The sequence below is a fragment of the Knoellia sp. 3-2P3 genome (genome assembly GCF_029223115.1).
Taxonomy (GTDB): Bacteria; Actinomycetota; Actinomycetes; order Actinomycetales; family Dermatophilaceae; genus Pedococcus_A.
This window is the reverse complement of record NZ_JARGZE010000002.1, coordinates 578,379-600,536: the sequence shown is the minus strand read 5'-3', so window position 1 is coordinate 600,536 and position 22,158 is coordinate 578,379. Positions and strand designations below refer to the sequence as shown.

The window sequence follows — 22,158 nt, the reverse complement described above, 5'->3', positions numbered from 1 at the left end:
GGAGTCCCCCATGAGCTCTCCAGCATCCGTCGAGACAGGCGAGGAACAGACCCAGCTGCGCCGGGTGATGGGCCCGAAGCTTCTCCTGCTCTTCATCGTCGGCGACATCCTCGGCACAGGCGTCTACGCCCTCACCGGCACGGTCGCCCAAGAGGTCGGTGGTGCGGCCTGGGCGCCCTTCCTGCTGGCCTTCGCCATCGCGATGGTCACGGCCTTCTCCTACCTCGAGCTCGTGACGAAGTACCCCCAGGCCGCCGGGGCCGCGCTCTACACGCACAAGGCATTCGGCGTGCACTTCCTCACCTTCATGGTGGCCTTCACGGTCATGTGCTCGGGCATCACCAGCGCCTCTACGGCCTCCAAGGCGTTCGCCTCCAACCTCGCCAAGGGTTTCGGCCTCGACGACGGCAACACCACGATGGTGACCGCGATCGCCCTCGGCTTCATGACGCTGGTGGCCGCGGTCAACTTCCGGGGGGTGGGGGAGAGCGTCAAGGCCAACATCGTGCTGACCTGCGTCGAGCTCTCCGGTCTGCTGCTGGTGATCATGGTCGGCTTCTACGCGCTCTTCGCCGGCAAGACCGACTTCTCGCGCACGATGGTCTTCGAGAGCCCCGGGGACAAGAGCGTGTTCCTGGCCGTCACGGCGGCAACGTCGCTGGCGTTCTTCGCGATGGTCGGGTTCGAGGACTCCGTCAACATGGCCGAGGAGACCCACGACCCGGTCAAGAACTTCCCCAAGATGATGATCACCGGGATCGGCCTCACCGGCGTGGTCTACATCCTCGTCGCGCTCTTCGCGGTGGCGGTGGTGCCGGTCGGCGAGCTGGGGCAGAGCGACACCCCGCTCACCAAGGTCGTGGAGGTCGCGGCCCCCGCGGTGCCGATCGACACCCTCCTGCCCTTCATCTCGATGTTCGCCGTCGCCAACTCCGCGCTGATCAACATGCTCATGGCCAGCCGCCTGCTCTACGGCATGGCTCGTCAGGACGTCCTCCCGCCGGTGCTGGGGTGGGTGCACTCGACCCGCCAGACCCCCTGGACGGCCATCCTGTTCACCACCGCCATCGCCCTGGGGCTGATCGTGGTGGTGACCAACCTCGCCGACGATGCCGTCACCGCCCTCGGCGGCACCACGGCGCTGCTGCTGCTCGGGGTCTTCGCCATCGTCAACATCTCGGTCCTCGTGCTGCGCAAGGACGTCAAGGACCGCCCGCACTTCGTGGCGCCCACGGCGCTCCCCGTCGTCGGGGCGCTGGCCTGCGCGTTCTTCGTCACCCCGTGGACCGGCCGCGACACGATCCAGTACACGATCGCCGCCGTGCTGCTCGCCATCGGGGTGGTGCTCTGGGCGCTGACCTGGATGGCCAACCGCGCCTTCTTCGGCAAGAAGACCTACATGCGCCACCCGGAGGACATCAGCGAGCGAGAGGGCGGCGTCAACTAGGTGGCCGGCGCCGACCTGCCGTGGTGGCGCCGCGGGGCGGTCTACCAGGTCTACCCCCGCTCCTTCGCCGACTCCGACGGCGACGGCGTGGGCGACCTCGGGGGCCTGCGACGCCGCCTGGACCACATCGCGAGCCTGGGGGCCGAGGCTCTCTGGCTCTCGCCGGTGTTCCCCTCTCCCATGGCGGACTTCGGCTACGACGTGAGCGACTACTGCGACATCGACCCGGTGTTCGGCTCCCTGGCCGACTTCGACCGGCTGGTCAGCGACGCCCACGCCCGGGGGCTCCGCGTGGTGCTCGACTGGGTGGCCAACCACACGTCGGAGGAGCACCCCTGGTTCCGGGAGTCCCGCTCCAGCCGGACGAACCCCAGGCGCGACTGGTACGTGTGGGCCGATCCCCGCCCCGACGGAGGGCCGCCGAACAACTGGGCGTCGGCGTTCCGCGCCGTCGGCCCGGCGTGGACGCTGGACGAGGTCACCGGCCAGTACTACCTGCACTCGTTCGCCCCGCAGCAGCCCGACCTCAACTGGGACAACCCCGAGGTCGAGGCGGCGATGCACCAGACCGTGCGCTTCTGGCTCGACCGCGGGGTCGACGGGCTGCGCCTCGACGCCATCATCAAGGTGGCCAAGGACCCGCAGCTGCGGGACACCCCGGCTGCAGCGGTCCCGCACCACGAGGACTGGGAGACGATCCACGACAGGTTGGCCCGGCTGCGCCAGGTGGTGGACGAGTACCCCGACCGGATGCTCGTGGGCGAGCTGTGGGCGAGGGACCTGCCACGGTTCGTCTCCTTCCTCACCGGCACCGGCATGCACCTCGCGCACAACTTCGAGTTCGTCGAGCTCCCCTGGGACGCAGGCCGCTACCGCGAGTTCATCGACAGGTTCGAGGCACAGACGGATGAGGTGCCCGACCTCTGGCCCTGCTGGTTCCTGGAGAACCACGACCTGCCGCGGATCGCCTCCCGTCTCGACGACGACGGCCTGGGTGAGGCCAGGGCCCGGGCGGTCCTGCTGATGGTCTACACGCTGCGGGGTACGCCCTTCGTGTACCAGGGTCAGGAGCTGGGCCTGCCGGACGCAGAGATCCCCGCGGACCGGGTGGTCGACCTCGACGGCCGAGACCCGGAGCGCGCGCCGATCCCCTGGGAGCGACCCTCTGAGTGCGGAGCGGGTGCGGGGTTCACCACCGGCACACCGTGGCTGCCCCTGGTGGAACGGGCAGAGGACCTGTGTGTGGCAGCGCAGAAGGACGACCCGGCGTCGACGCTGCACCTCACCCGGCGGATCGCCCGGTTGCGTGAGGGGTCAGCGGCCCTGCGCGAGGGACGGCAGCGCACGGTCGACGCGGGTGCGCAGCTGCTGGCCTGGGTGCGAGAGGTCGATGGCGAGCGCGTGCTGGTCGTCGTGAACTTCGCGGCTGAGCCGCTCACCCCGGTGCTGCCCCCCGACCTACGGGGCAGCGCACAACTGGTCCTGAGGACGGCCCCGGGCCGATCGCCCGGGGAGCTGTCCGAGCCGGCAGAGGTGAGCCTGCGCAACCTTCGGCTCGCCGCGGGGGAAGGCGTGGCGCTCCGACTCGCTCCCTAGTCGGACGAGCGCGGGGGAGCGGTCGAGGCGCGCACGACCAGCTCCACGGGGAAGAGGGTGTCGGGGGGCAGGGGGCTGCCGTCGTCGAGCAGCCGGTGGATGAGGATCCTGCCCGCGCGGCGACCGAGGGCGTCGACGTCCTGGCGCACCGTCGTGAGGTCGAGCACGTCGGCCAGCTCGTGGTCGTCGATGCCCACCACGCTGAGGTCCCGGGGGACCTGGAGCCCGAGCCGTCGGGCCAGCGCCATCACGCCGAAGGCCATCTCGTCCGACGCGGCGACCACCGCCGTCGGGCGGCGCTCACCGGTGAGCAGGTCATGGGCGTCGCGCCGGGCCCCCGTCGCCGTCCAGTCCGACTCGATGACCCACGCGTCGGGGCAGGACAGGCCCCGGGCGGCCAGGGCGTCGAGGAACGCCGTCCGGCGGTCCTGTGGCGTCTGCAGGTGGGCGCTCTGGGTGGGCACCGCCCCCACGTAGGCGACCTCGGAGTGCCCGAGGTCGAGCACGTGCTCGGTGGCGAGCGTCATCGCGGCGCGGTCGTCGATCCGCACGCACGGCCACGTGCCGACCACGTTGCCCACCGTCACGACCGGCAGGTCGAGGCGGTCGATCAGGGCCTGCTCCTGCTCGTCCATGGGGATGTTGAGCACGATGACGCCGTCGACCCGCTTCCACAGCATGCTCTGGGTCAGGCGCATCCGGCGGTCGAACGACTCGTCCTCGAGGTCGAAGAGCAGGACGTGGTGGCCGTAGGAGCGCAGCGTCTTCTCGATGCCGCTGATGAGGGTCGAGAAGAACCAACGGGTCAGGAACGGCGCCACCACGCCCACGACGCGGGTGCGTCCCGAGGCGAGGCTCGCCGCCGTGGGGGAGGCGACGTACTCCAGCTCGGCCGCGACCCGTCGCACGCGCGCCCGCGTCTCCGGGTTGACGCGGTCGAGCCCCCGCAGGGCGCGGGAGACCGTGGCCACCGAGACCCCGGCCGCCCGCGCCACATCGGTGATGGTGCTCATGAGGGCACCTCCTTGCGGCATCCCTGTGCCATGGCGTCAGCCCTTGAGGCCGCCGGCGAGCAGACCTCGGACGAAGTACCGCTGGAGCGCGAGGAACACGACCACCGGCACGACCATCGAGATGAAGGCACCGGCAGAGAGCAGGAACCAGGCGTTGCCGCGGGTACCGGACAGCTCGGCCACCCGCACGGTCAGCGGCGCCACGTCGGGAGTGCCGCCGAGGAACACCAGTGACACGAGCAGGTCGTTCCACACCCAGAGGAACTGGAAGATGCCGAATGCGGCGAGTGCCGGGGTGAGCAGCGGCAGCAGCAGCTGGAAGAACACCCGCACGTGGCCGGCGCCGTCGACCCGCGCCGCCTCGAGCAGCTCCTTTGGGATCTCCTTCATGAAGTTGTGGATGAGGAAGGTGGCCAGGGGCAGCGCGAAGATCGTGTGCGAGAGCCAGACGCTCCAGTAGGTGTTGGCCAGGTCGAGGGTGTTGACGTAGATGTCGAGCAGCGGGATGAGGGCCACCTGCAGCGGGACGATCTGGAGGGCGAAGACCATGACGAACAGCGTGTTGCGCAGGGGGAAGTCCATCCACGCGAAGGCGTAGGCCGCCAGTGACGCGAGGAGCAGCGGGAGCAGCACGGCCGGGATGGTGATGACGAGGGTGTTGACGAAGTACTGCCCGAGTCCGGTCGTGCCCCCCGTCAGGGCCTCCTGGTAGTTGGCGGTCGTCAGCTCACCGGGGTCGGTGAAGACGGTCCACCAGCCCGATCGCTGGATGTCGATCTGGCGCCGGAAGGAGGTGATGAACAGGCCCAGCGTGGGAACGGTCCACAGCGCGGCGATGATGATCGCGACCAGGGAGGCCCAGGGCGAGGTGACTGCCCGGGCGGCGTTCCCCGCGGCGCTGCGCTGGCGCCGCCGCTTCGGCCGCGGCTGCGCGACGAGCTCCTCGGGCGTGGCGGTGGCTTGCGGGGTCGAGGTGCTCACTTACATGTCCTTCCGCAGCTGCACGACGTTGTAGGCGACGATCGGGATGACGAGGACGAAGAGGATCACCGCGAAGGCGGCGCCGAGGCCCGACTGGTCGTACCGGAAGCTCTGGTTGTAGAACTCGTTGGCGATGACCGAGGTGTTGAACTGGCCGCCGGTCATGGTGCGCACGATGTCGAAGACCTTGAGCGTCCCGATGCCGATCGTGGTGAGGACGACGATGACCGCGGGCCGGATGCTCGGCAGGGTGACCCAGCGGAACATCTTGAAGCCCTCGACGCCGTCGAGCTTGGCCGCCTCGATGATGTCGTCGGGGATCGACTTGATCGCGGCGGAGAGCACGGTCATCGCGAAGCCGGCCTGGATCCAGACCATGATCGCGATGAGGAACAGGGTGTTCCAGGGGTCGCCCAGCAGGAACTGGTAGGTGTCGAGCCCGAGCTCCTTGAGGATGGCGTTGAAGACGCCGATCTGCGGCCGGGGGGTGGGCCGGTACTCGTACATGAACTTCCAGATGATCGACGCCGCCACCATCGAGATCGCCATCGGCAGGAAGATCAGGGCCTTGGCGAAGGCCTCGACGCGCGCCCTGTCGATGAGGATCGCGTAGGCGAGGCCGATGGCCGTCGCCAGGAACGGCACCAGGACCACCCACACCGCCGTGTTGCGCAGGACGATGAGCAGCTCGGGCTTGGTGAAGATGTCCAGGTAGTTCCGCAGGCCCACCGACTCCGTGCCCGCCGAGTTCTGGAACGACGCGATGATGGTGAGGATGGCCGGGTACAGCAGGCCCACGGCCAGGAACAGCAGGGCGGGACCGACGAACGACACCGCCTGGACGCGCTCGCCGCGACGACCGGCGAAGCGCGAGGCGACGAACAGGATCCCGCCGAAGACCACGATGAACAGGCCGAGGGCGACGAACATCTGGGTGAACTTCTCGGGCGTCGTCACGGGCACACCTCCTTCACGATGCGCTCGTGGGCGGGGGCGGTGACCCCACCCCCGCCCACGAGCAGCGAACTGCGGACTGTTACGACTTCGGCCAGGAGCCTTCGATGAAGTCGAGCGTGGACTTGGTGTCCTTGCCGACGATCCAGTCGGTCATGCCCTTCCAGAAGGTGCCCGCACCCACGGCGCCCGGCATGAGGTCGGAGCCGTCGAAGCGGAACTCGGCCTTCGGGTCCTGCAGGATCTCGGCCGACAGCTTGTCCACCGGGTTCTTCAGCAGGTTGGCGTCGGCCTCCTTGTTGGCCGTGACGCAGCCGCCGGTGCCACAGGTCTTGTAGCGCTCGTTGGCCCACTCGACCGAGGAGAGGTAGGCCTGGAAGGCCTTGACCTCGGGCCGGTCGGCGAAGGCCGCGACGAACTCGCCACCACCGAGGACCGGCTTGCCCTTGGCCTCGTCGACCGCCGGGAGGTAGAAGGCCCAGACGTCGCCGTCCTCGGCGACCTTGGTGCCCTCGGGCCAGTTGGCCGCGTAGAACGAGGCCTGGCGGTGCATGTAGCAGGAGCCGTCGAGGATCGGCTGCCCGGCGTCCTGGAAGGTGGTCGAGGCGATCGTCTTGACGTCACCGAGACCGCCGTTGACGTACTTCGGGTCCTTGAGGATGGCGCCGGCCTTGTCGAGCGCCTCGGCGACCTTGGGGTCGTTGAAGGGGATCTCGTGGTTGACCCACTGGTCATAGGTCTCCGGGCCGGCAGTGCGCAGCAGCACGTCCTCGAGCCAGTCGGTGGCCGGCCAGCCGGTGGCGTCGCCCGAGCCGATGCCGGCACACCACGGCTTGGCGTCGGGGTTGTCCGCGGCGATCTTGGAGGTCAGCTGCATCATCTCGTCCCAGGTCTTCGGCACCGTGTAGCCGGCGTCCGAGAACATGCTGGGGGAGTACCACACGAACGACTTGACGTTCGCGCCGAGCGGGGCGGCGTAGAACTTGCCCTCGACGGTGCCGTAGGCCTTCCAGTCCTCGCCGAAGAACTTGTCGACGTTGGTGGCGACCTCGGCGGGGGCCTCCTTGACCTTGCCCGTGGCCACGAGGGTCCGCAGCAGACCGGGCTGCGGCACGTAGGCGATGTCCGGCGCGTTGCCACCGCGGACGCGCACCGGCAGCTGTGCCTCGAACTCCTTGGAGCCCTCGTACTTGATGGTGGCCCCGGTGCACTGCTCGAACGGCTTGTACGAGTTCTGGTGGGGCTCGTCCTCGGGGGCCACGATCGAGGTGTACACCGTCACCGTCTTGCCCTTCAGGTCGCCGTACTGCTTGTACGCCGCGCAGTCCTGGGTCGTGCCGCCGCCCGCAGTGCTGCCCCCGCCGCCGTCGTCCCCGCCGCCACAGGCAGCGGCCGTCAGTGACACCGCTGCGATGCCGGCCAGGGCCGCGAGGCGACCCTTGTTCATCTGGTGGGCCATGCCCGCCTCCATTTCGCGTCCTGCCGAGGCGGGATTGGCCTCGGCACTGAGGTTGACCGCCCCCAATAAAAACGCTTTCACCACAGGGCCGCAACGGCGTTGTGCAAGCGTTTGTATAACGTTCTGGTAACCGCGGACGTCACAGCAGGCGGAGCAGCCACTCCTGCGCCGGGATTGCCCGCTTACCGCATGACTCGGCGAGGTCGACTCCTGCCGCGGAGCGCTGGGCCAGCACCGTCCACACCCGCCCGTCGACGTGCCGGACCACGACACTCGCGCCCTCCTCGGACGTCTCCTCGACCTCGGTGGCCAGGGCCGTGAGCGAGGTCTCGCCGAGCAGCTCCCGCACGAACGACTCGGCGGCCTGCGCCTCGGCGGGCAGGGCGCTGCGGCCACGGTCGTGCCGGCGACCGAGGACCCACGGCGGCAGGTGCCCGCGGTCGGCGGCGTCCAGCACTTCGGCGCACCGCGCTCCGTCGAGCCGGGCCAGGGCCACGCCGTGCGGCAGCAGCACCCCGGTGGGGGCGAACCGGTGGCCGCCGGTGTGCGAGCTCTCCCAGACCCGCTGCGGCGCCAGCGCGGCGGCCTCGATCGCGACGGGCCGGCCGCGGACGGCGCAACAGACATCCCGGCGTCCGTTCGTGCACACCAGCAGCACCGGGTCGGCGGGCTCGGCGCCGGGAACGCTCGCCGTGACACCCGCCCGATCGCCCCGCGCCAGCGCGTCGAGGTCGACGGCCAGCAGGTCGTCCAGGCTCACGCCGTGGGCCACCAGCAGCCACGGCGACGGCCCGGAGAAGGCCAGGTATGCCGTGCGGCCGCCCCCGTGGCGGGGGTCCGGGTGGCGACCGGGTCGCCGCAGGAGGGCCAGCCGGCCGCCCCGGCGGGCGCACTCCTCGTCGAGCCGGCGGCCGGTCTCGGGGGGCAGGTGCGACTCGGTGGCGGCCACCCGGCCCCACGGCCCCTCCTGCTCCAAAGCCATCCAGAACCCCGCCCTGGCCGCGGTGCCGTGGGCGCTCAGCGCGGTCCGGTCGAAGCCCACCGAGCAGGCGTCGGGGGCGCTCGACCCGTGGCCGGCGGACACCTCGGGGCGGGGTCCGGTCACTCCTCGGTCGCGGGGTCCGCAGCCGCGGGTGCCGCAGCGGGCTGGCCCGCAGGGCCCGGGACCGGACCCGCGATCCGGGCGATGGCTGCCGGCGCCGGCGTGCCGGAGCCGTCGCGCCGGCCTGTGGGCGCGGGGAGCTCGAGGGCCACGCCGTTGGCGCCGGCGGCGCGCGCCGGCGTGGCGCCGGCCCAGGCGAGCACGAGGGTGTCCTCGCCCTTGAGGAAGCGGTGGCAGCGCACCCCACCGGTGGCGCGGCCCTTGGCCGGGTACTCGGCATACGGCGTGACCTTGAGCGAGCCAGCCTCGGTGCCGGGGAGGGCCCCGGAGGAGCCGGAGGAGGTGACGACCACGGCGTCGGCGCCGGGGGCGACCGCGCCGAAGAAGGCGACCCGCTGGCCGGCCGCCAGCTTGATGCCGGCGATGCCGCCACCGGCGCGGCCCTGGGGCCGGACCGCGCTCGCGGCGAAGCGCAGCAGCTGGGCGTCGCTGGTGATGAAGACCAGGTCCTCCTCACCGGTGCGCAGCTGCACCGCGCCGACCACGCTGTCGCCGTCCCTGAGCCCGATGATGTCGAAGTCGGTCCTGCCCGGGTAGTCGGCGGTGACCCGCTTGACCACGCCGGAGGCGGTGCCGAGCGCGACGCCGCCGGACTCGGGGTCGAGGGAGACGATGGTCAGCGGCTCCTCGCCGGCGGTCAGGTCGACGTACGCGGCGAGCGGCGCCCCGCCGGAGAGGCTGGGGGAGCCGTTGGTGGGCGGCAGCGTCGGCAGCTCGAGCGCCGACAGGCGCACCATGCGGCCGCGGGAGGTGACCAGGCCGACCTCGCCGCGGGCGGTGGTGCGCACCGCGCCGACGATGACGTCGTGCTTGCTCCGGCCGCCCTCGGCCGGGATGGGGTCGGCGCTCGTGGTGCGCGCCATCAGGCCGGTGGACGACAGCAGCACCCAGCAGGGGTCGTCGGCCACCTCGAGCGGGGTGGTGGCGCTGACCGGGCTGCCGGCCGACTCGAGCAGCACGGTGCGGCGCGGCGTGCCGTGGGCCCTGGCCACGTCGGCCAGCTCGGTCGAGACGTTCTTGAGCAGCAGCTTCTCGTCGCCGAGGATCGCCTCGAGCTCCTCGATCTGGCGCTCGAGCTCGCTCTTCTCGTGCTCGAGCTCGATCTTGGAGAACTTGGTGAGGCGGCGCAGCTGCAGGTCGAGGATGTAGGTCGCCTGCGGGTCGGAGAGGTCGAAGACGTCCATCAGGCGGGCCTTGGCCACGCCGGCGTCGTCGGAGGTGCGGATGACCTGGATGACCTCGTCGATGTCGAGGATGGCGATGAGCAGGCCCTCGACCAGGTGCAGGCGGTCCTTGCGCTTGCCGAGGCGGTACTCGCTGCGCCGGCGCACCACGTCGGTGCGGAAGTCGACGTAGACGCGCAGCAGCTCCTTGAGGCCCAGGGTGCGGGGCTGGCCGTCGACGAGGGTGACGTTGTTGATGGCGAAGTTGTCCTCCATCGGCGTCAGCTTGTAGAGCTGCTCGAGGACCGCCTCGGGGTTGAAGCCGTTCTTGACCTCGATGACCAGGCGCAGGCCGTGCTTGCGGTCGGTGAGGTCCTTGACGTCCGAGATGCCCTGCAGCTTCTTGGACTGGACGTTGTCCTTGATCTTCTCGATGACCTTCTCGGGGCCGACGAGGTAGGGCAGCTCGGTGACGACGATGCCCATCTTGCGCGGGGTGATCTTCTCGATCCGGGTGGTCGCGCGGGTGCGGAACGAGCCGCGGCCGGTGAGGTAGGCGTCGCGGATGCCGTCGAGCCCCACGATCTTGCCGCCCGCGGGCAGGTCCGGGCCGGGCACGAACTTCATCAGGTCGTCGAGCGAGCAGCTCGGGTGGGCGATGAGGTGGCGGGCGGCGCCGATGACCTCGACGAGGTTGTGCGGGGCCATGTTGGTGGCCATGCCGACGGCGATGCCGCTGGCGCCGTTGACGAGCAGGTTCGGGAACGCGGCCGGCAGCACCTCGGGCTGGAGCAGCTGGTCGTCGTAGTTGGGGATGAAGTCGACGGTGTCCTCGTCGAGGCCGGTCGTCATGAGCAGGGCCGCGGGCGCGAGGCGGGCCTCGGTGTAGCGGCTGGCCGCGGGGCCGTCGTCGAGGGAGCCGAAGTTGCCGTGGCCGTCGACGAGCGGGAGCCGCATGGTGAACGGCTGCGCCATGCGCACGAGGGCGTCGTAGATCGCCGAGTCGCCGTGCGGGTGGTACTTGCCCATCACGTCGCCGACGACGCGGGAGGACTTCACGTGGCCGCGCTCGGGTCGCAGGCCCATCTCGGCCATCGAGTAGAGGATGCGCCGCTGCACCGGCTTGAGGCCGTCGCGGGCGTCGGGCAGCGCGCGGGAGTAGATGACCGAGTAGGCGTACTCCAGGAACGCCCCCTGCATCTCCTCCTCGACGTCGATGTCGACGATCTTCTCGGCGTAGTCCGCGCTGTCTCCGGCGTCCTGGGGGGCGGTCGTGCGGCGGGCCATGCGTGGTGCGTCTCCTGCGGCGGGGATGGGGGTGGAACACCCCATCATCACCTACGCGTGGTGCAGCCCCGGAGCCGACTCGCCGTAGGTGCCCCAGTGCACGGCGTCCTCGAGCGTCCGCCGGCCCCGCTTCAGGCTCGGGCTGGTGACCCGCTGGGCCTCGTGGCCGAGGGCGACCACCCCCACGATGCGGTGGGAGCGGGGTATGCCGAGGGCACGCCGGACCTCGTCGTGGGTGCCGGCGGGCACGCCGAAGAACAGGGCGCCCAGCCCGTGGTCCACGGCGGAGAGCAGCATGAGAAGGGCCGCCATGCCGGTGTCGACGTCCCAGTACGGGATCGGCCACCGGGCGAGGTCGCGGTCGGTCCAGCCCTTGTCGGGCTCGGCGTAGCGGTCGAGGTAGGCCTCGGGGTTGGAGCAGCAGACGATGAGGGTGGGGGCCGCGCTGACGCCGAGCAGCCAGGCGTCCGGCTCGCGGTCGGCCGTGGCGGCCCAGAAGTGCTGCCGCGCCTCGGGCGTGTCCAGGACGACGAAGTCCCATCCCTGGGTGTGGCCGGCGCTGGGCGCGCGCAGCGCGGCAGCCAGGACCTTCCGCACGGTGTTGTGGTCGATGGGCCGGTCGGGGTCGAAGCGCCGGACCATCCGCCGGCGCCGCACCACTTCGCTGAACTCCACGGCGTCATTCTCCTCTCACACGTCCCGAGCGCCTGCTCACCGCAGCGCCGCCAGGGTCGTGAAGCCGTAGCCCGCCTGGCGGTAGCCGGCGATGATGCGGGGCAGGGCGCTCGCGTCGAGCGTCGTCCCGTCGTCCGGGTTGGCGCCGACGTGAAGGAGCACGACCTGCCCCGGCGACATCCCACCCAGCACCCGGGCGACGACCGCGTCGACGGTCATGCCGCCGGAGGTCCCCTTCCAGCCGAGCGAGTCGGTGGTCCAGCCGACGGCGGCGTAGCCGTCGGCGTTGACGAGGGCCAGGGCATGGGAGTCCCACGCGCCGAACGGGAAGCGGAAGAACGGGCGGGGGTCCGGCGCGCCGGCGCGGAGGATGGCGGCCCGGGTGGTGGCCAGCTCCTGACGGACCGCGACGTCCGTGGCCTCGGTGAGGTCCGGGTGGCTCCAGGTGTGGTTGCCGACGGGCCCCAGTGCCGCCATCTGGCCCACCACCGCCGGGTTGGCGCTCGCGAAGGCGCCGGTGACGAAGAACGACGCGGGCACCCCCTGCGCGCGCAGGGTCGCCAGGATCGACGCGGCGCCCTGGCTGCCGGCGCCGCCGTCGAAGGTGAGCGCGACGACCCGCCGGGAGGTGGGCAGCGTGGTGACCACCCGGCCGCGCAGGGCGCTGGGAAGCGCGGTGGACGCGCTGGGCAGCGGTGCCGGGGGCGTGGTGCTGGGGGTCGGGGCCTGCGGGGGCCGCGGGGGGCGGGGCGCACCCGTGGTCCGGGTGGTCGACGGGGCGGTGGTGGGCCCCGTGGGCCGCGTGGGGCTCGATGCCGTGGGCGTGGGGGCCCCTGCCGACGTGCTCGACGGGGATGTGGTGGTCGGTGCCGCCGGTGCCGGGCCCGGAGCCTGCCCCCCGCATGCCGCAAGCACCAGCAGCGCGGTCGCTGCCGGCGCCGACCACCACGTCCTCACGGGCCCATGCTGGTCTGCGAGGCGCGCTCGGGGCAGAGGCCAAGGTCCCCGGGCACGACCCGTCGCCGGTGCGGGCACGGCATACGGGGGCACGCCGTGGTGCCACCGGCCGGGCTGCCCGGCATGACATCCTTGGCCGCATGACGGACGCCGCCACGCTGCCGCCTGGCTACCCCGTGCAGTGGGAGGCGGACGTCGTCCTCCGCGACGGCTCCGTGGCCCATGTCCGCCCCATCACGCCGGCTGACGCCGACCGGATCCGGCGCTTCCACGCGCGCCAGTCCGACGAGTCGATCTACATGCGCTTCTTCGCGCCGCTTCGGCAGCTGAGCGACCGCGACGTCAAGCGCTTCACCAACGTCGACTACACCGACCGGGTGGCGCTGGTCGCGACCGTCCGCGACGAGATCGTGGGCATCGGCCGCTACGACCGGGTCGGGAAGGGCAGCGCCGAGGTGGCGTTCAACATCTCCGACCAGTTCCAGGGCCGCGGGGTCGGCTCGGTGATGCTCGAGCACCTCGCGACCATCGCGCAGGAGGCCGGCATCACGGAGTTCGTGGCCGAGGTCCTGCCGCAGAACCGCAAGATGCTGTCGGTGTTCAGCGACGCCGGCTACGAGGTCGAGCGCCACTTCGAGGACGGCATCGTCTCGATCCGCTTCGAGATCAGGCCGACCGAGCGCTCCGAGGCCGTGCGGCTCTCGCGCGAGCACCGCGCCGAGGCGGTCAGCATGCGCTCGGTGCTCTACCCCGACACCATCGCGGTCATCGGGGCCAGCCGGCGCACCGACTCCATCGGCCACCAGATCCTGGCCAACATCATCGCGGCACGCTTCAACGGAGCCGTCTACGCCGTCAACAACGAGGCGATGGAGGTGCTCGGGCTCGCCGCCTACGCCCGGGTCAGCGAGGTGCCCGACCACGTCGACCTCGCGGTCGTGGCGGTGCCTGCGAGCCAGGTGATCGAGGTCGTGGAGGACTGCGCCGAGGCGGGGGTGAAGACGCTGCTCGTCGTCTCGGCGGGCTTCGCCGAGGCCGGACCGGCGGGCGAGGAGCTGCAGAACCGGCTGCTGCACACGGCCCGGGGGGCCGGGATGCGGGTCATCGGCCCCAACTCGTTCGGGGTGATCAACAGCGACCAGCAGGTGCGCCTCAACGCCTCCCTGGCCCCACAGCTGCCGCCGCCGGGCCACCTCGGCCTCTTCTCGCAGAGCGGCGCCCTCGGCATCGCCGTGCTCGCCTCCGCGGCCCGCCGCAACCTCGGCGTCTCGGTGTTCGCCTCGGCCGGCAACCGGGTCGACGTCTCCGGCAACGACCTCATGCAGTACTGGATCGACGACCCGCAGACCCACGCGGTCGGCCTCTACCTCGAGTCGATGGGCAACCCGCGCAAGTTCTCGCGCATCGCGCGACGGCTGGCGGCGACCAAGCCCGTCATCGTCGTGAAGTCCGGTGTCTCGAGCTACGGCGTGCCGCCCGGCCACCGCGCGCGGCAGACCCAGGTGCGCCCCGAGGCATTCGACGCCATGCTCCGCCAGGCCGGCGTGATCCGCGTCGAGAACGTGCACCAGATGTTCGACGTCGCCCAGCTCGTCGTGCACCAGCCGCTCCCGCAGGGCAACCGGGTCGCGGTCGTCGGCAACTCCGACGCCCTCGGCGCGCTCACCGCCGAGGCGTGCGTCAGCTGGGGGCTGGAGGTCGCGCACGGGCCGGTCTCGCTCCCGTCGGAGGCCAAGGGGGAGCAGTTCTCCGAGGCGTTGGCGAAGGCCTTCGCCGACCCCGGCGTCGACTCGGTGCTCACGTGCTTCATCCCACCGCTGGTCACCTCCGACGAGGACGTCGCGACCGCAGTGCGCGAGGCTGCCCTGACGTCCGAGAAGCCATGCCTCGCAACCTTCCTCGGCATGCGCGGAGTCACCGACCGGCTCTCGGGCAGCGCGTCGGACCCCGAGGAGCGCCGCGAGGTCGTGCCCGCCTACGCGATGCCCGAGGACGCCGTCCGTGCGCTGGCCGCCGCCACGCGGTATGCCGAGTGGCTGGGACGCGACCGCGGCGTGCCGGTGCTGCCCACCGGCATCGACCGCGCTGCGGCCGAGCGCGTCGTCACGTCCGCGCTCGAGACCCATCCCGAGGGGCGCAAGCTCACCCTCGAGGAGGTGACCGAGCTGCTGGCTGCCTACGGGATCGAGCTGTGGGGGAGTGTGCCGGTGCGCACCGTCGACGAGGCGGTGGCGGCCGCCGAGGCGCTCGGCTACCCCGTGGTCGTCAAGTCGGTCGCGCCGCTGCTGCGGCACCAGCCGGGCATGGGGGGCATCCGTGTCGACCTCGCCACCGAGGCAGAGGTGCGGGCGGCGTTCGCCGGCCTCAACGACCGCCTGGCCCCGTTGGCCGCCAACACGTTCGTGGTGCAGAAGATGGCCACCCCCGGTGTCCCCTGTGTGGTGCGCAGCGACGAGGACCCGCTGTTCGGCCCCGTGGTGAGCTTCAGCGTGGCCGGACCACCGACCGAGCTGCTCGGCGACATCGGCCACCGCATCCCGCCCCTGACGGACGTCGACGTCTCGGACCTGATCTCCTCCGTCAAGGCGGCCCCGATGCTCCACGGCCACCGGGGGGCGGCACCGGTGCACCGCGCGGCCCTGGCCGACCTCATCGCGCGGGTCTCCGTGCTCGCCGACAACCTCCCGGAGGTGGCGTCCCTCGTGCTCAACCCGGTCAATGCCCACCCCGGTGGTGTGGACGTGCTGGGCGCCGAGGTGACCGTCGCCGCACCCCCGCGGCGCAAGGACCCGGGGCGGCGCTCCCTCACCTAGGGCAAGATGGCCCCATGGGTTCGACCTCTCCTCACCGCGCCGTGGCGCACGCTGTGCCCCTGCCCGACGACCTGACCCGCGCCATCCAGCGGGCGGGCTACTACCCGGCCCTCGTCGCCGACGTCGTACAGGCAGCGCTCGGCCACGAGGAGGTCGTCTCGCACCTCGTCCACCAGGAGACGACGTTCGACCACGACGTCGTCCGTCGGCACATCACCGTGCTGGCCCTGACGGCCACGCGGCTCGTAATCGCCCACGCCGACGACCACGCCGACGAGCACACCGGCAACGAGGAGGTGGCGACGGCCACCACCGAGAGTGTCCCGCTGAGCGCGGTGCGCGGCGTGATGCTCACGCACGTGGTGCCCCGCCCGCAGGACTACCGGCCGGGCTCGCTCGGCCGCGAGATCACGCTCACCCTCGGCTGGGGCGCGGTCAACCGGGTCGACCTGCTGCCGGCGACGTGTTCGGACCCCGGCTGCGACGCCGACCACGGCTTCGAGGGCACCATCTCCTCGGACGACATCTCGCTGCGCATCAGCGCCGACGCCGAGGGGGAGGCGGCGCTCGAGCAGGCGCTCGGCTTCGCCCGCGAGCTGTCCGCCAGCATCGGGCGCTAGGGCGCTCGTGCCGCACCTGGGGCTCCTCGAGCCGCGGTACGACGGCGCCGGTCTCGCCGGGGTGCTGCCGGGAGTCGCCACCAGCCTCGGGGTGCCCGGGCTCGAGCAGGTCGGGTCGGTGCCGATGCGGCCGGCCCGGCGCGCGGTGGTCGTGCTCGTCGACGGCCTGGGCTACGAGCTGGTCCGTCGGCGCGGCGGGCACGCGCCGTTCCTGCGCTCGCTGCTGCCGGCGGCATACCGGATCACCGCAGGGTTCCCCTCCACGACGGCCACCTCGATGGGCACCTTCGGCACCGGGCAGCCCCCCGGGGCGCACGGGCTGCTCGGCTACGAGGTGCTCGTGCCCGGGGAGGACCGGCTGCTCAACGAGCTGTCGTGGGAGGACGGCCCCGACCCCACGACCTGGCAGACCCAGCCCACGGTGTTCGAGCGGGCCGCCGCGGACGGCGTGGCCGTCACCTCGATCGGCCCCGGGTTCTTCGACGGCTCGGGCCTGACCCGGGCCGCCCTGCGGGGGGGCCGGTTCCGCGCGGCCGGGGTCCTGTCGGCCCGGGTCGACGCGGCGCTCGCAGCGCTGCGAGCCGAGCGTCGCTCCCTCGTCTACCTCTACTGGGGCGAGCTCGACAAGGTGGGCCACGTGCACGGCTGCCAGTCCTACGAGTGGGGCGACGAGCTCGAGGCCATCGACGCCGAGCTCAGCCGGCTGGTGCGCTCGGTGCCCTCCGACACGGCCGTCTACATCACCGCCGACCACGGCATGGTCGACGCCCCACACGCGCTGCGGATCGACCTGGCCCACGACCCGGAGCTGGCCGCCGGCGTGCGCCACGTCGGCGGCGAGGCGCGGGCGCTGCAGCTCTACTGCGAGGAGGGCGCCGCGGCGGACGTGCTGGCGACCTGGAAGGAGCGGGTGGGCGAGCGCGCCTGGATCCGCACCAAGCAGGAGGCCGTGCAGGAGGGTTGGTTCGGCCCCGTGAGCGAGCAGAACCTGCCGCGCGTCGGCGACATCATCGTGGCGATGCGGCAGAACTTCGCCATCGTCGACTCCCGCCGTGCCCGGCCGCAGCTGCTCGCCCTGCTCGGCCTGCACGGCTCGCTGACACAGGAGGAGTCGGCCGTGCCCCTCTTCCACGTCCCGGCGCGCGACAGCGCCTAGGCTGTCCCCTCGTGGCTGAGCTCGTCTTCTTCTCCGGGACCATGGACTGCGGCAAGTCGACCCTTGCCCTCCAGATGGACCACAACCACCAGGCGCGGGGCCGTGCCGGGCTGATCTTCACGAAGATGGACCGGATGGGGGAGTCGGTGCTCTCCTCGCGACTCGGCCTGTCGACCACGGCCCGTGAGGTCACCGACGAGCTCGACTTCTGGGACGAGGTCGTCGAGTTCGCCACCACCGGCCACACCGTCGACTACCTCATCTGCGACGAGGCGCAGTTCTACACGCCGCAGCAGGTCGAGCAGCTCGCCCGCATCGTCGACGAGATGGCCGTCGACGTCTTCGCCTTCGGCATCACCGCCGACTTCCGCACCCAGCTCTTCCCCGGCTCGCGACGCATGATCGAGCTCGCCGACCGGGTGCAGGTGCTCCAGGTGGAGGCCCTGTGCTGGTGTGGCCGTCGGGCCACCCACAACGCCCGCGTCGTCGACGGCGTCATGGTCGTCGAGGGCGAGCAGGTCGTCGTGGGCGACACCAAGCCGGGGCAGGCCGGGCTGGTCGAGTACGAGGTGCTCTGCCGGCGCCACTTCATGCGCCGGATGAACTCCGCCGCTGCCCGCGCCGCGGCGACCTCGCCCGACACGCTGCCGTTCGACCTCGACCTCTGCCCCGTCCCACCCTGCTGACCCCTCATCGGGCGCCGCACCCTTATCGGGTCACCCGATAAAGGTGCGGCTACCCCCAGGTGGTACGGGGGGGAGAAGCGGCCGTTTATCGGGTCACCCGACAAACGCACACGCGTATGCCGGGTGGTGACCACCCGGCATACCGCTCAGTCGCGCGGTCGGGCGCCGAAGACCACGTCGTCCCAGCTCGGGACGCTGGGCCGGCCCTTCTTGCGGGTCGGGCGAGCGGGCGTCGGCTCCGCCTCGGTCTCCGGCTCCACCTCAGCCGCGGCGTGCGGCTCCGCATCGGCTTCGTCTTCGGGCTCCGCCTCGGCGTCGGCTTCCGGCTCCGCATCGGGCTCAGCCTCGGCGTCGGGTTCGCTGACCTCGGCCCCGTGCGCGTCGGCCTCGAGCGCGTCGGGCTCGTGCGCCTCCGCGACGTCAGGCTCGTGCGGCTCGGCCGCCGGCAGCACGTCGTCGCCGACGGCGGCCTCGGACCCGTCGGAGGGGTGGGCGCCGCGGGCCGCCGGGGGAGGCGGCATGGTCTCGGGGTCGTAGGCGATGTCCTCGAGGGGGAGGGCGTCGCTGCGCGGAGCCTCGTCGACCGGCGTCTGCGCGGGGGCGCTCTTGCGACGGCCGCCGGAGCGGCGCCCGCGGGCCGAGGCGCGCTCGCGCATGGCGGTCATCAGGTCGAGGGGCTCCTCGCGGGAGGGACGCTCGGGGGCGGGCGAAGCCGCCTTGGGGCGGGCGCTCGCGGCGACCCCTCCCTCAGCCTCCACGTCGTAGACCGTGGTCGCACGCACGGGGGTGGCGACGAGGTGGGGTGCCGGGATGGGGCTGCCGGTGGAGGGCTGGTCGTCCTCGCTCAGCCAGCGGGCCTCGTCATCGGCGGCGGCGACCGTGCGCGCCGAGACGTCGAAGTGCCAGTGGGCCTGCCGTTGGCGGCCGCCGGCGGCGAAGGCGAGGGTGACGGTCCACTCGCCCTCCTCGTTGCGGGCCGAGTCCCACTCGGCCGTGGCGGGGTCCACCCCGCGGCCGGACAGGCGCTGGCTGACGCGGGCGGCCAGCGTCGGCGCCGAGCCCTGGCTGCCCCCACGCCCGCGCAGGCGCACCGAGCGGGCCAGGCCCGCGACGTGCTCGCGCTCGGCGAGGATCGGGCCCTCGTAGCGGCGGACCTTCTCGACGGGCCAGCCGGCGCGCTCGGCGACCTCCTCGGTTGTCGCTCCGGCGCGGATCAGCGCCTGCACCTCACGGGGTCGCATTCCACCTTCGATCTCGATCTGCAGCTGCCCCAGGCGCGGCCGGTCCCTGCGGATGGCCGCCCTGAGCGGTTCGTCGAGCGGCACGCGGTAGCGGTTGCCCTCGGGGTCGGCAAGCAGAAGGTGCTGCCCGTCCTCGTGGACACCGATCAGACGCAGGTCCTGCATTGCCTCTCCCGACTTCGCCATACTCGACCCCTGACTCTGCCACCTTGCCACGCAAGGGCAAAGCGCCCACGCCGCGGCGGTAGGTTGGGCTCGCGATGCTCACCCTCGATGCGAACCTCCAGCTGGCCCTCGACCTGGTGGGCATCTTCGCCTTTGCCCTGACCGGTGGTCTGGTCGCCGTGAAGAAGCGGCTCGACCTCTTCGGCGTGCTCGTCCTCGCGTCCGCCGCGGCCCTGGGCGGGGGCGTGCTGCGCGACCTGCTCATCGGCGAGACCCCGCCGGTCGGCATCAGCGACTGGCGACTGCTGGGCGCGGCCGTCGTCGCCGGGATCATCACGTTCCTGTTCCACCCCGGCGTGGCACGGATCTCGAAGGTGGTCCTCGTCCTCGATGCCGCGGGGCTGGCCACGTTCGCGGTCGGCGGCTCGCTCAAGGCTCTGGGCGCTGGCGTCGACCCGCTGGCTGCCGTCGTGGTCGGCGGCATCACGGCGGTGGGGGGCGGCATGCTGCGCGACGTCCTCGCCGGCCAGGTGCCCGAGGTGCTCCGGCGCGAGATGTACGCCCTGCCGGCCCTGCTCGGCTCGGCTCTCATCGTGGCCGCCCACCACTACGACCTCATCAGCGCAGCGGCAATCTGGGGCTGCGTCGGCCTCGTATTCGTCATCAGGATGGCCGCTGTCATCCTCGACATCCACGCCCCCAAACCCCTACGCACCGGAGACCTGACGTGACCGAGCCCGCTGCCGCCCCGGACAACCCGCTCCAGCCCTACGACGGCATCCTGCTCCTCTCCTTCGGCGGACCCGAGAAGCCCGAGGACGTCCTGCCGTTCCTGCGCACCGTGACCGCCGGCAAGGGCATTCCCGACGAGCGGCTGCAGGAGGTGGGGGAGCACTACTACCGGTTCGGCGGCCGGAGCCCGATCAACGACCAGAACCGCGACCTGCTGGCCGCGCTTCGAGCCGAGCTCGACCGGCGCGAGGTCGACACGCCCCTCATCTGGGGCAACCGCAACTTCACGCCCTTCACCATCGAGGCGCTGCGCGAGGCGCACGGGCGAGGCCTGCGCCGCCTCGTCACGGTGGTCACGAGCGCCTACTCCTCCTACTCCTCGTGCCGGCAGTACCGCGAGGACCTCGCGGGGGCGGTCGCCCAGGCACAGGAGGAGGGCATCGAGATCGAGGTCGACAAGATCCGGCCCTACTACAACCACCCCGGGTTCTCGCGGGTCAACGCCCGGCTGGTCACCGAGGCGGTCCGCGGCCTGGTGCGTGACGGCGTCGCGCCAGCCGACATCCGGCTGCTCTTCGTCACGCACTCCATCCCGACCGCCATGGACGAGACGTCCGGCCCGGGTGACTCCGAGGGCCACCTCTACAGCCGCCAGCACGTGGCCCTGGGGGCGGCCATCACCGAGGAGGTCGGGGCCACCTTGGACCTCGACCTCGAGGGCGAGCTGGTGTTCTGCTCGCGCTCGGGCCCGCCGACCCAGCCGTGGCTCGAGCCCGACGTCAACGACCGCCTCGAGGAGCTGGCGTCCGAGGGTGCTGCCGCCGTGGTGCTGGCGCCCATCGGTTTCGTCTCGGACCACATGGAGGTCATCTACGACCTCGACACCGAGGCGGCCGAGACGGCCGAGCGGCTGGGCCTGAGGATGGTGCGGGTCCCCACGGTGGGCACCGACCCGGAGTTCGTCTCGGGCCTGGTCGACCTGCTTCTGGAGCGGGCGGGCGAGGCGCGGGGCGAGGAGCCCACCCGGCCGGTGTGGCCCGGCTCGGACGTGCGGCCGTCGGTCTGTCGTCCCGGCTGCTGCCCGAACCTGCGGGTGGCCAAGCCCGCCCTGTGCGGGCAGGACTGACGGTGGGCGCCGTGCCGGTCGGCCCAGACGTCGAGGTCCCCGACGGGCTGCCGCTCGAGGAGCTCGAGCGGCTCGCCGTCGAGGTCGCGCAGGAGGCGGCCCGGCTGATCGTGGAGGACCGGCCCGACGGCCTCGGCGTTGCCCGGACCAAGTCGAGCGCCACCGACGTGGTGACCGTCATGGACCAGCGCGCGCAGGACCTGCTCCGGCAACGGCTGCGGGCCGCCCGCCCCGCCGACGGCTTCCTGGGCGAGGAGGAGGGGGGCGACAGGGGCACCTCGGGCGTCACCTGGGTCGTCGACCCCATCGACGGCACGGTCAACTACCTCTACGGCATCCCCGCGTATGCCGTGTCGGTCGCCGCCGTGGTGGGCGACCCGGCGACCCCGGGTCGGTGGCGCCCCGTCGCCGCCGCGGTGGTCGACCCCGAGCGGGGACGGACCTTCCACTCCCGCCTCGGCGGCGGCGCCTGGCGCAGGTCGGCGGGGAAGGACCCCGAGCGGCTGCAGGTCGGCGACCAGGCAGACCTCTCGCAGGCCCTGGTGGGCAGCGGGTTCGGCTACGAGGCGAGCGTGCGGGTCTGGCAGGCCAAGGTGCTGCTGGAGGTGATCCCGCAGGTCCGCGACATCCGGCGCATCGGCAGCGCCGCCCTCGACCTGTGCCACGTGGCCGACGGCGAGCTCGACGCCTACTACGAGCGCGGCCTCAACGCCTGGGACATGGCAGCCGCCTGGCTGGTGGTCACCGAGGCAGGAGGGGCCTTCGGGGGCCTGGCCGGGGAGCCTGCCGACTCGCGCATGGTCATCGCGGGCCCGCCGGGCCTGTTCGCCAGGCTCGAGGAGGTCGTGGCGGATGCCGTGCGGCGCGTGGGCCCTGATGGGCCATCTCCGTCAAACGTGTGAGCCGCCGCCCCGCGCCGCGCCCC

18 protein-coding genes are annotated in these 22,158 nt (G+C 72.1%); 9 read left to right on the top strand and 9 right to left on the bottom strand.

Annotated features, from left to right (window positions below; translation table 11 throughout):
* Window positions 1-10 precede the first annotated feature (10 nt).
* Window positions 11-1,447, top strand: a complete 1,437-nt coding sequence (locus tag P0Y31_RS08300) for an APC family permease (protein ID WP_275868234.1) — start codon at window positions 11-13, stop codon at window positions 1,445-1,447.
* On the top strand, window positions 1,448-3,043 hold the full coding sequence (locus P0Y31_RS08295; RefSeq protein ID WP_275868231.1) for an alpha-amylase family glycosyl hydrolase: 1,596 nt from the start codon (window positions 1,448-1,450) through the stop codon (window positions 3,041-3,043). It begins immediately after the preceding gene.
* Here the strand turns inward: P0Y31_RS08295 and P0Y31_RS08290 are convergent.
* From P0Y31_RS08290 to P0Y31_RS08255, 8 genes are all read right to left on the bottom strand, one after another.
* The gene (locus P0Y31_RS08290; protein ID WP_275868229.1) at window positions 3,040-4,056 is read right to left on the bottom strand and encodes a LacI family DNA-binding transcriptional regulator; all 1,017 of its coding nucleotides are present in this window, start codon (window positions 4,054-4,056) and stop codon (window positions 3,040-3,042) included. The two genes, P0Y31_RS08295 and P0Y31_RS08290, sit on opposite strands and share 4 nt — an antisense overlap.
* Window positions 4,057-4,092: 36 nt before the next feature.
* A complete protein-coding gene (locus tag P0Y31_RS08285; RefSeq protein ID WP_275868226.1) occupies window positions 4,093-5,037 on the bottom strand; it encodes a carbohydrate ABC transporter permease in 945 nt (314 codons plus the stop codon).
* Window positions 5,038-5,994 carry a sugar ABC transporter permease gene (locus P0Y31_RS08280; RefSeq protein WP_275868224.1) on the bottom strand — a complete coding sequence of 319 codons (957 nt, stop codon included), beginning with the start codon at window positions 5,992-5,994 and terminating at the stop codon, window positions 5,038-5,040.
* Between the two features lie 79 nt (window positions 5,995-6,073).
* The gene (locus P0Y31_RS08275) at window positions 6,074-7,450 is read right to left on the bottom strand and encodes an ABC transporter substrate-binding protein (protein ID WP_275868221.1); all 1,377 of its coding nucleotides are present in this window, start codon (window positions 7,448-7,450) and stop codon (window positions 6,074-6,076) included.
* A 139-nt stretch (window positions 7,451-7,589) separates the two neighbouring features.
* A complete protein-coding gene (locus P0Y31_RS08270; RefSeq protein WP_275868218.1) occupies window positions 7,590-8,555 on the bottom strand; it encodes a sucrase ferredoxin in 966 nt (321 codons plus the stop codon).
* Window positions 8,552-11,062 carry a DNA topoisomerase IV subunit A gene (locus tag P0Y31_RS08265; RefSeq protein ID WP_275868216.1) on the bottom strand — a complete coding sequence of 837 codons (2,511 nt, stop codon included), beginning with the start codon at window positions 11,060-11,062 and terminating at the stop codon, window positions 8,552-8,554. The genes P0Y31_RS08270 and P0Y31_RS08265 overlap by 4 nt, the downstream gene beginning before the upstream one ends.
* A gap of 51 nt (window positions 11,063-11,113) precedes the next feature.
* Complete coding sequence (locus P0Y31_RS08260) at window positions 11,114-11,737, bottom strand: nitroreductase family protein (protein WP_275868213.1); 624 nt, start codon at window positions 11,735-11,737, stop codon at window positions 11,114-11,116.
* Between the two features lie 36 nt (window positions 11,738-11,773).
* The gene (locus tag P0Y31_RS08255; RefSeq protein WP_275868211.1) at window positions 11,774-12,694 is read right to left on the bottom strand and encodes a polysaccharide deacetylase family protein; all 921 of its coding nucleotides are present in this window, start codon (window positions 12,692-12,694) and stop codon (window positions 11,774-11,776) included.
* Between the two features lie 140 nt (window positions 12,695-12,834).
* Between P0Y31_RS08255 and P0Y31_RS08250 the strand changes: the two genes are divergently transcribed.
* The 4 genes from P0Y31_RS08250 to P0Y31_RS08235 are packed head-to-tail and all read left to right on the top strand — an operon-like array spanning window position 12,835 to window position 17,969.
* Window positions 12,835-15,507 (top strand): bifunctional GNAT family N-acetyltransferase/acetate--CoA ligase family protein, encoded by a 2,673-nt coding sequence (locus P0Y31_RS08250; RefSeq protein ID WP_275868209.1) that lies wholly within the window; start codon window positions 12,835-12,837, stop codon window positions 15,505-15,507.
* 14 nt (window positions 15,508-15,521) lie between these two features.
* Window positions 15,522-16,127 carry a DUF5998 family protein gene (locus tag P0Y31_RS08245; RefSeq protein WP_275868206.1) on the top strand — a complete coding sequence of 202 codons (606 nt, stop codon included), beginning with the start codon at window positions 15,522-15,524 and terminating at the stop codon, window positions 16,125-16,127.
* Between the two features lie 7 nt (window positions 16,128-16,134).
* Entirely contained in the window at window positions 16,135-17,283 is a 1,149-nt protein-coding gene (locus P0Y31_RS08240; protein WP_275868204.1) for a nucleotide pyrophosphatase/phosphodiesterase family protein, read from the top strand.
* Window positions 17,284-17,294: 11 nt separating this feature from the next.
* Entirely contained in the window at window positions 17,295-17,969 is a 675-nt protein-coding gene (locus P0Y31_RS08235; RefSeq protein ID WP_275803355.1) for a thymidine kinase, read from the top strand.
* Window positions 17,970-18,115: 146 nt separating this feature from the next.
* Here the strand turns inward: P0Y31_RS08235 and sepH are convergent, their stop codons facing one another.
* Window positions 18,116-19,375 carry a septation protein SepH gene (gene sepH, locus P0Y31_RS08230; RefSeq protein WP_275868202.1) on the bottom strand — a complete coding sequence of 420 codons (1,260 nt, stop codon included), beginning with the start codon at window positions 19,373-19,375 and terminating at the stop codon, window positions 18,116-18,118.
* Window positions 19,376-19,470: 95 nt separating this feature from the next.
* On the opposite strand from sepH, the gene P0Y31_RS08225 reads away from it, so the two are divergent.
* The 3 genes from P0Y31_RS08225 to P0Y31_RS08215 are packed head-to-tail and all read left to right on the top strand — an operon-like array spanning window position 19,471 to window position 22,135.
* Window positions 19,471-20,106, top strand: coding sequence for a trimeric intracellular cation channel family protein (locus tag P0Y31_RS08225; protein ID WP_275868199.1), 636 nt, complete (start codon window positions 19,471-19,473; stop codon window positions 20,104-20,106).
* Entirely contained in the window at window positions 20,103-21,233 is a 1,131-nt protein-coding gene (locus tag P0Y31_RS08220; RefSeq protein WP_275868196.1) for a ferrochelatase, read from the top strand. Before P0Y31_RS08225 ends, P0Y31_RS08220 begins: the two co-directional genes overlap by 4 nt.
* Before the next feature lie 11 nt (window positions 21,234-21,244).
* A complete protein-coding gene (locus tag P0Y31_RS08215; protein ID WP_275868193.1) occupies window positions 21,245-22,135 on the top strand; it encodes an inositol monophosphatase family protein in 891 nt (296 codons plus the stop codon).
* Window positions 22,136-22,158: the final 23 nt, after the last annotated feature.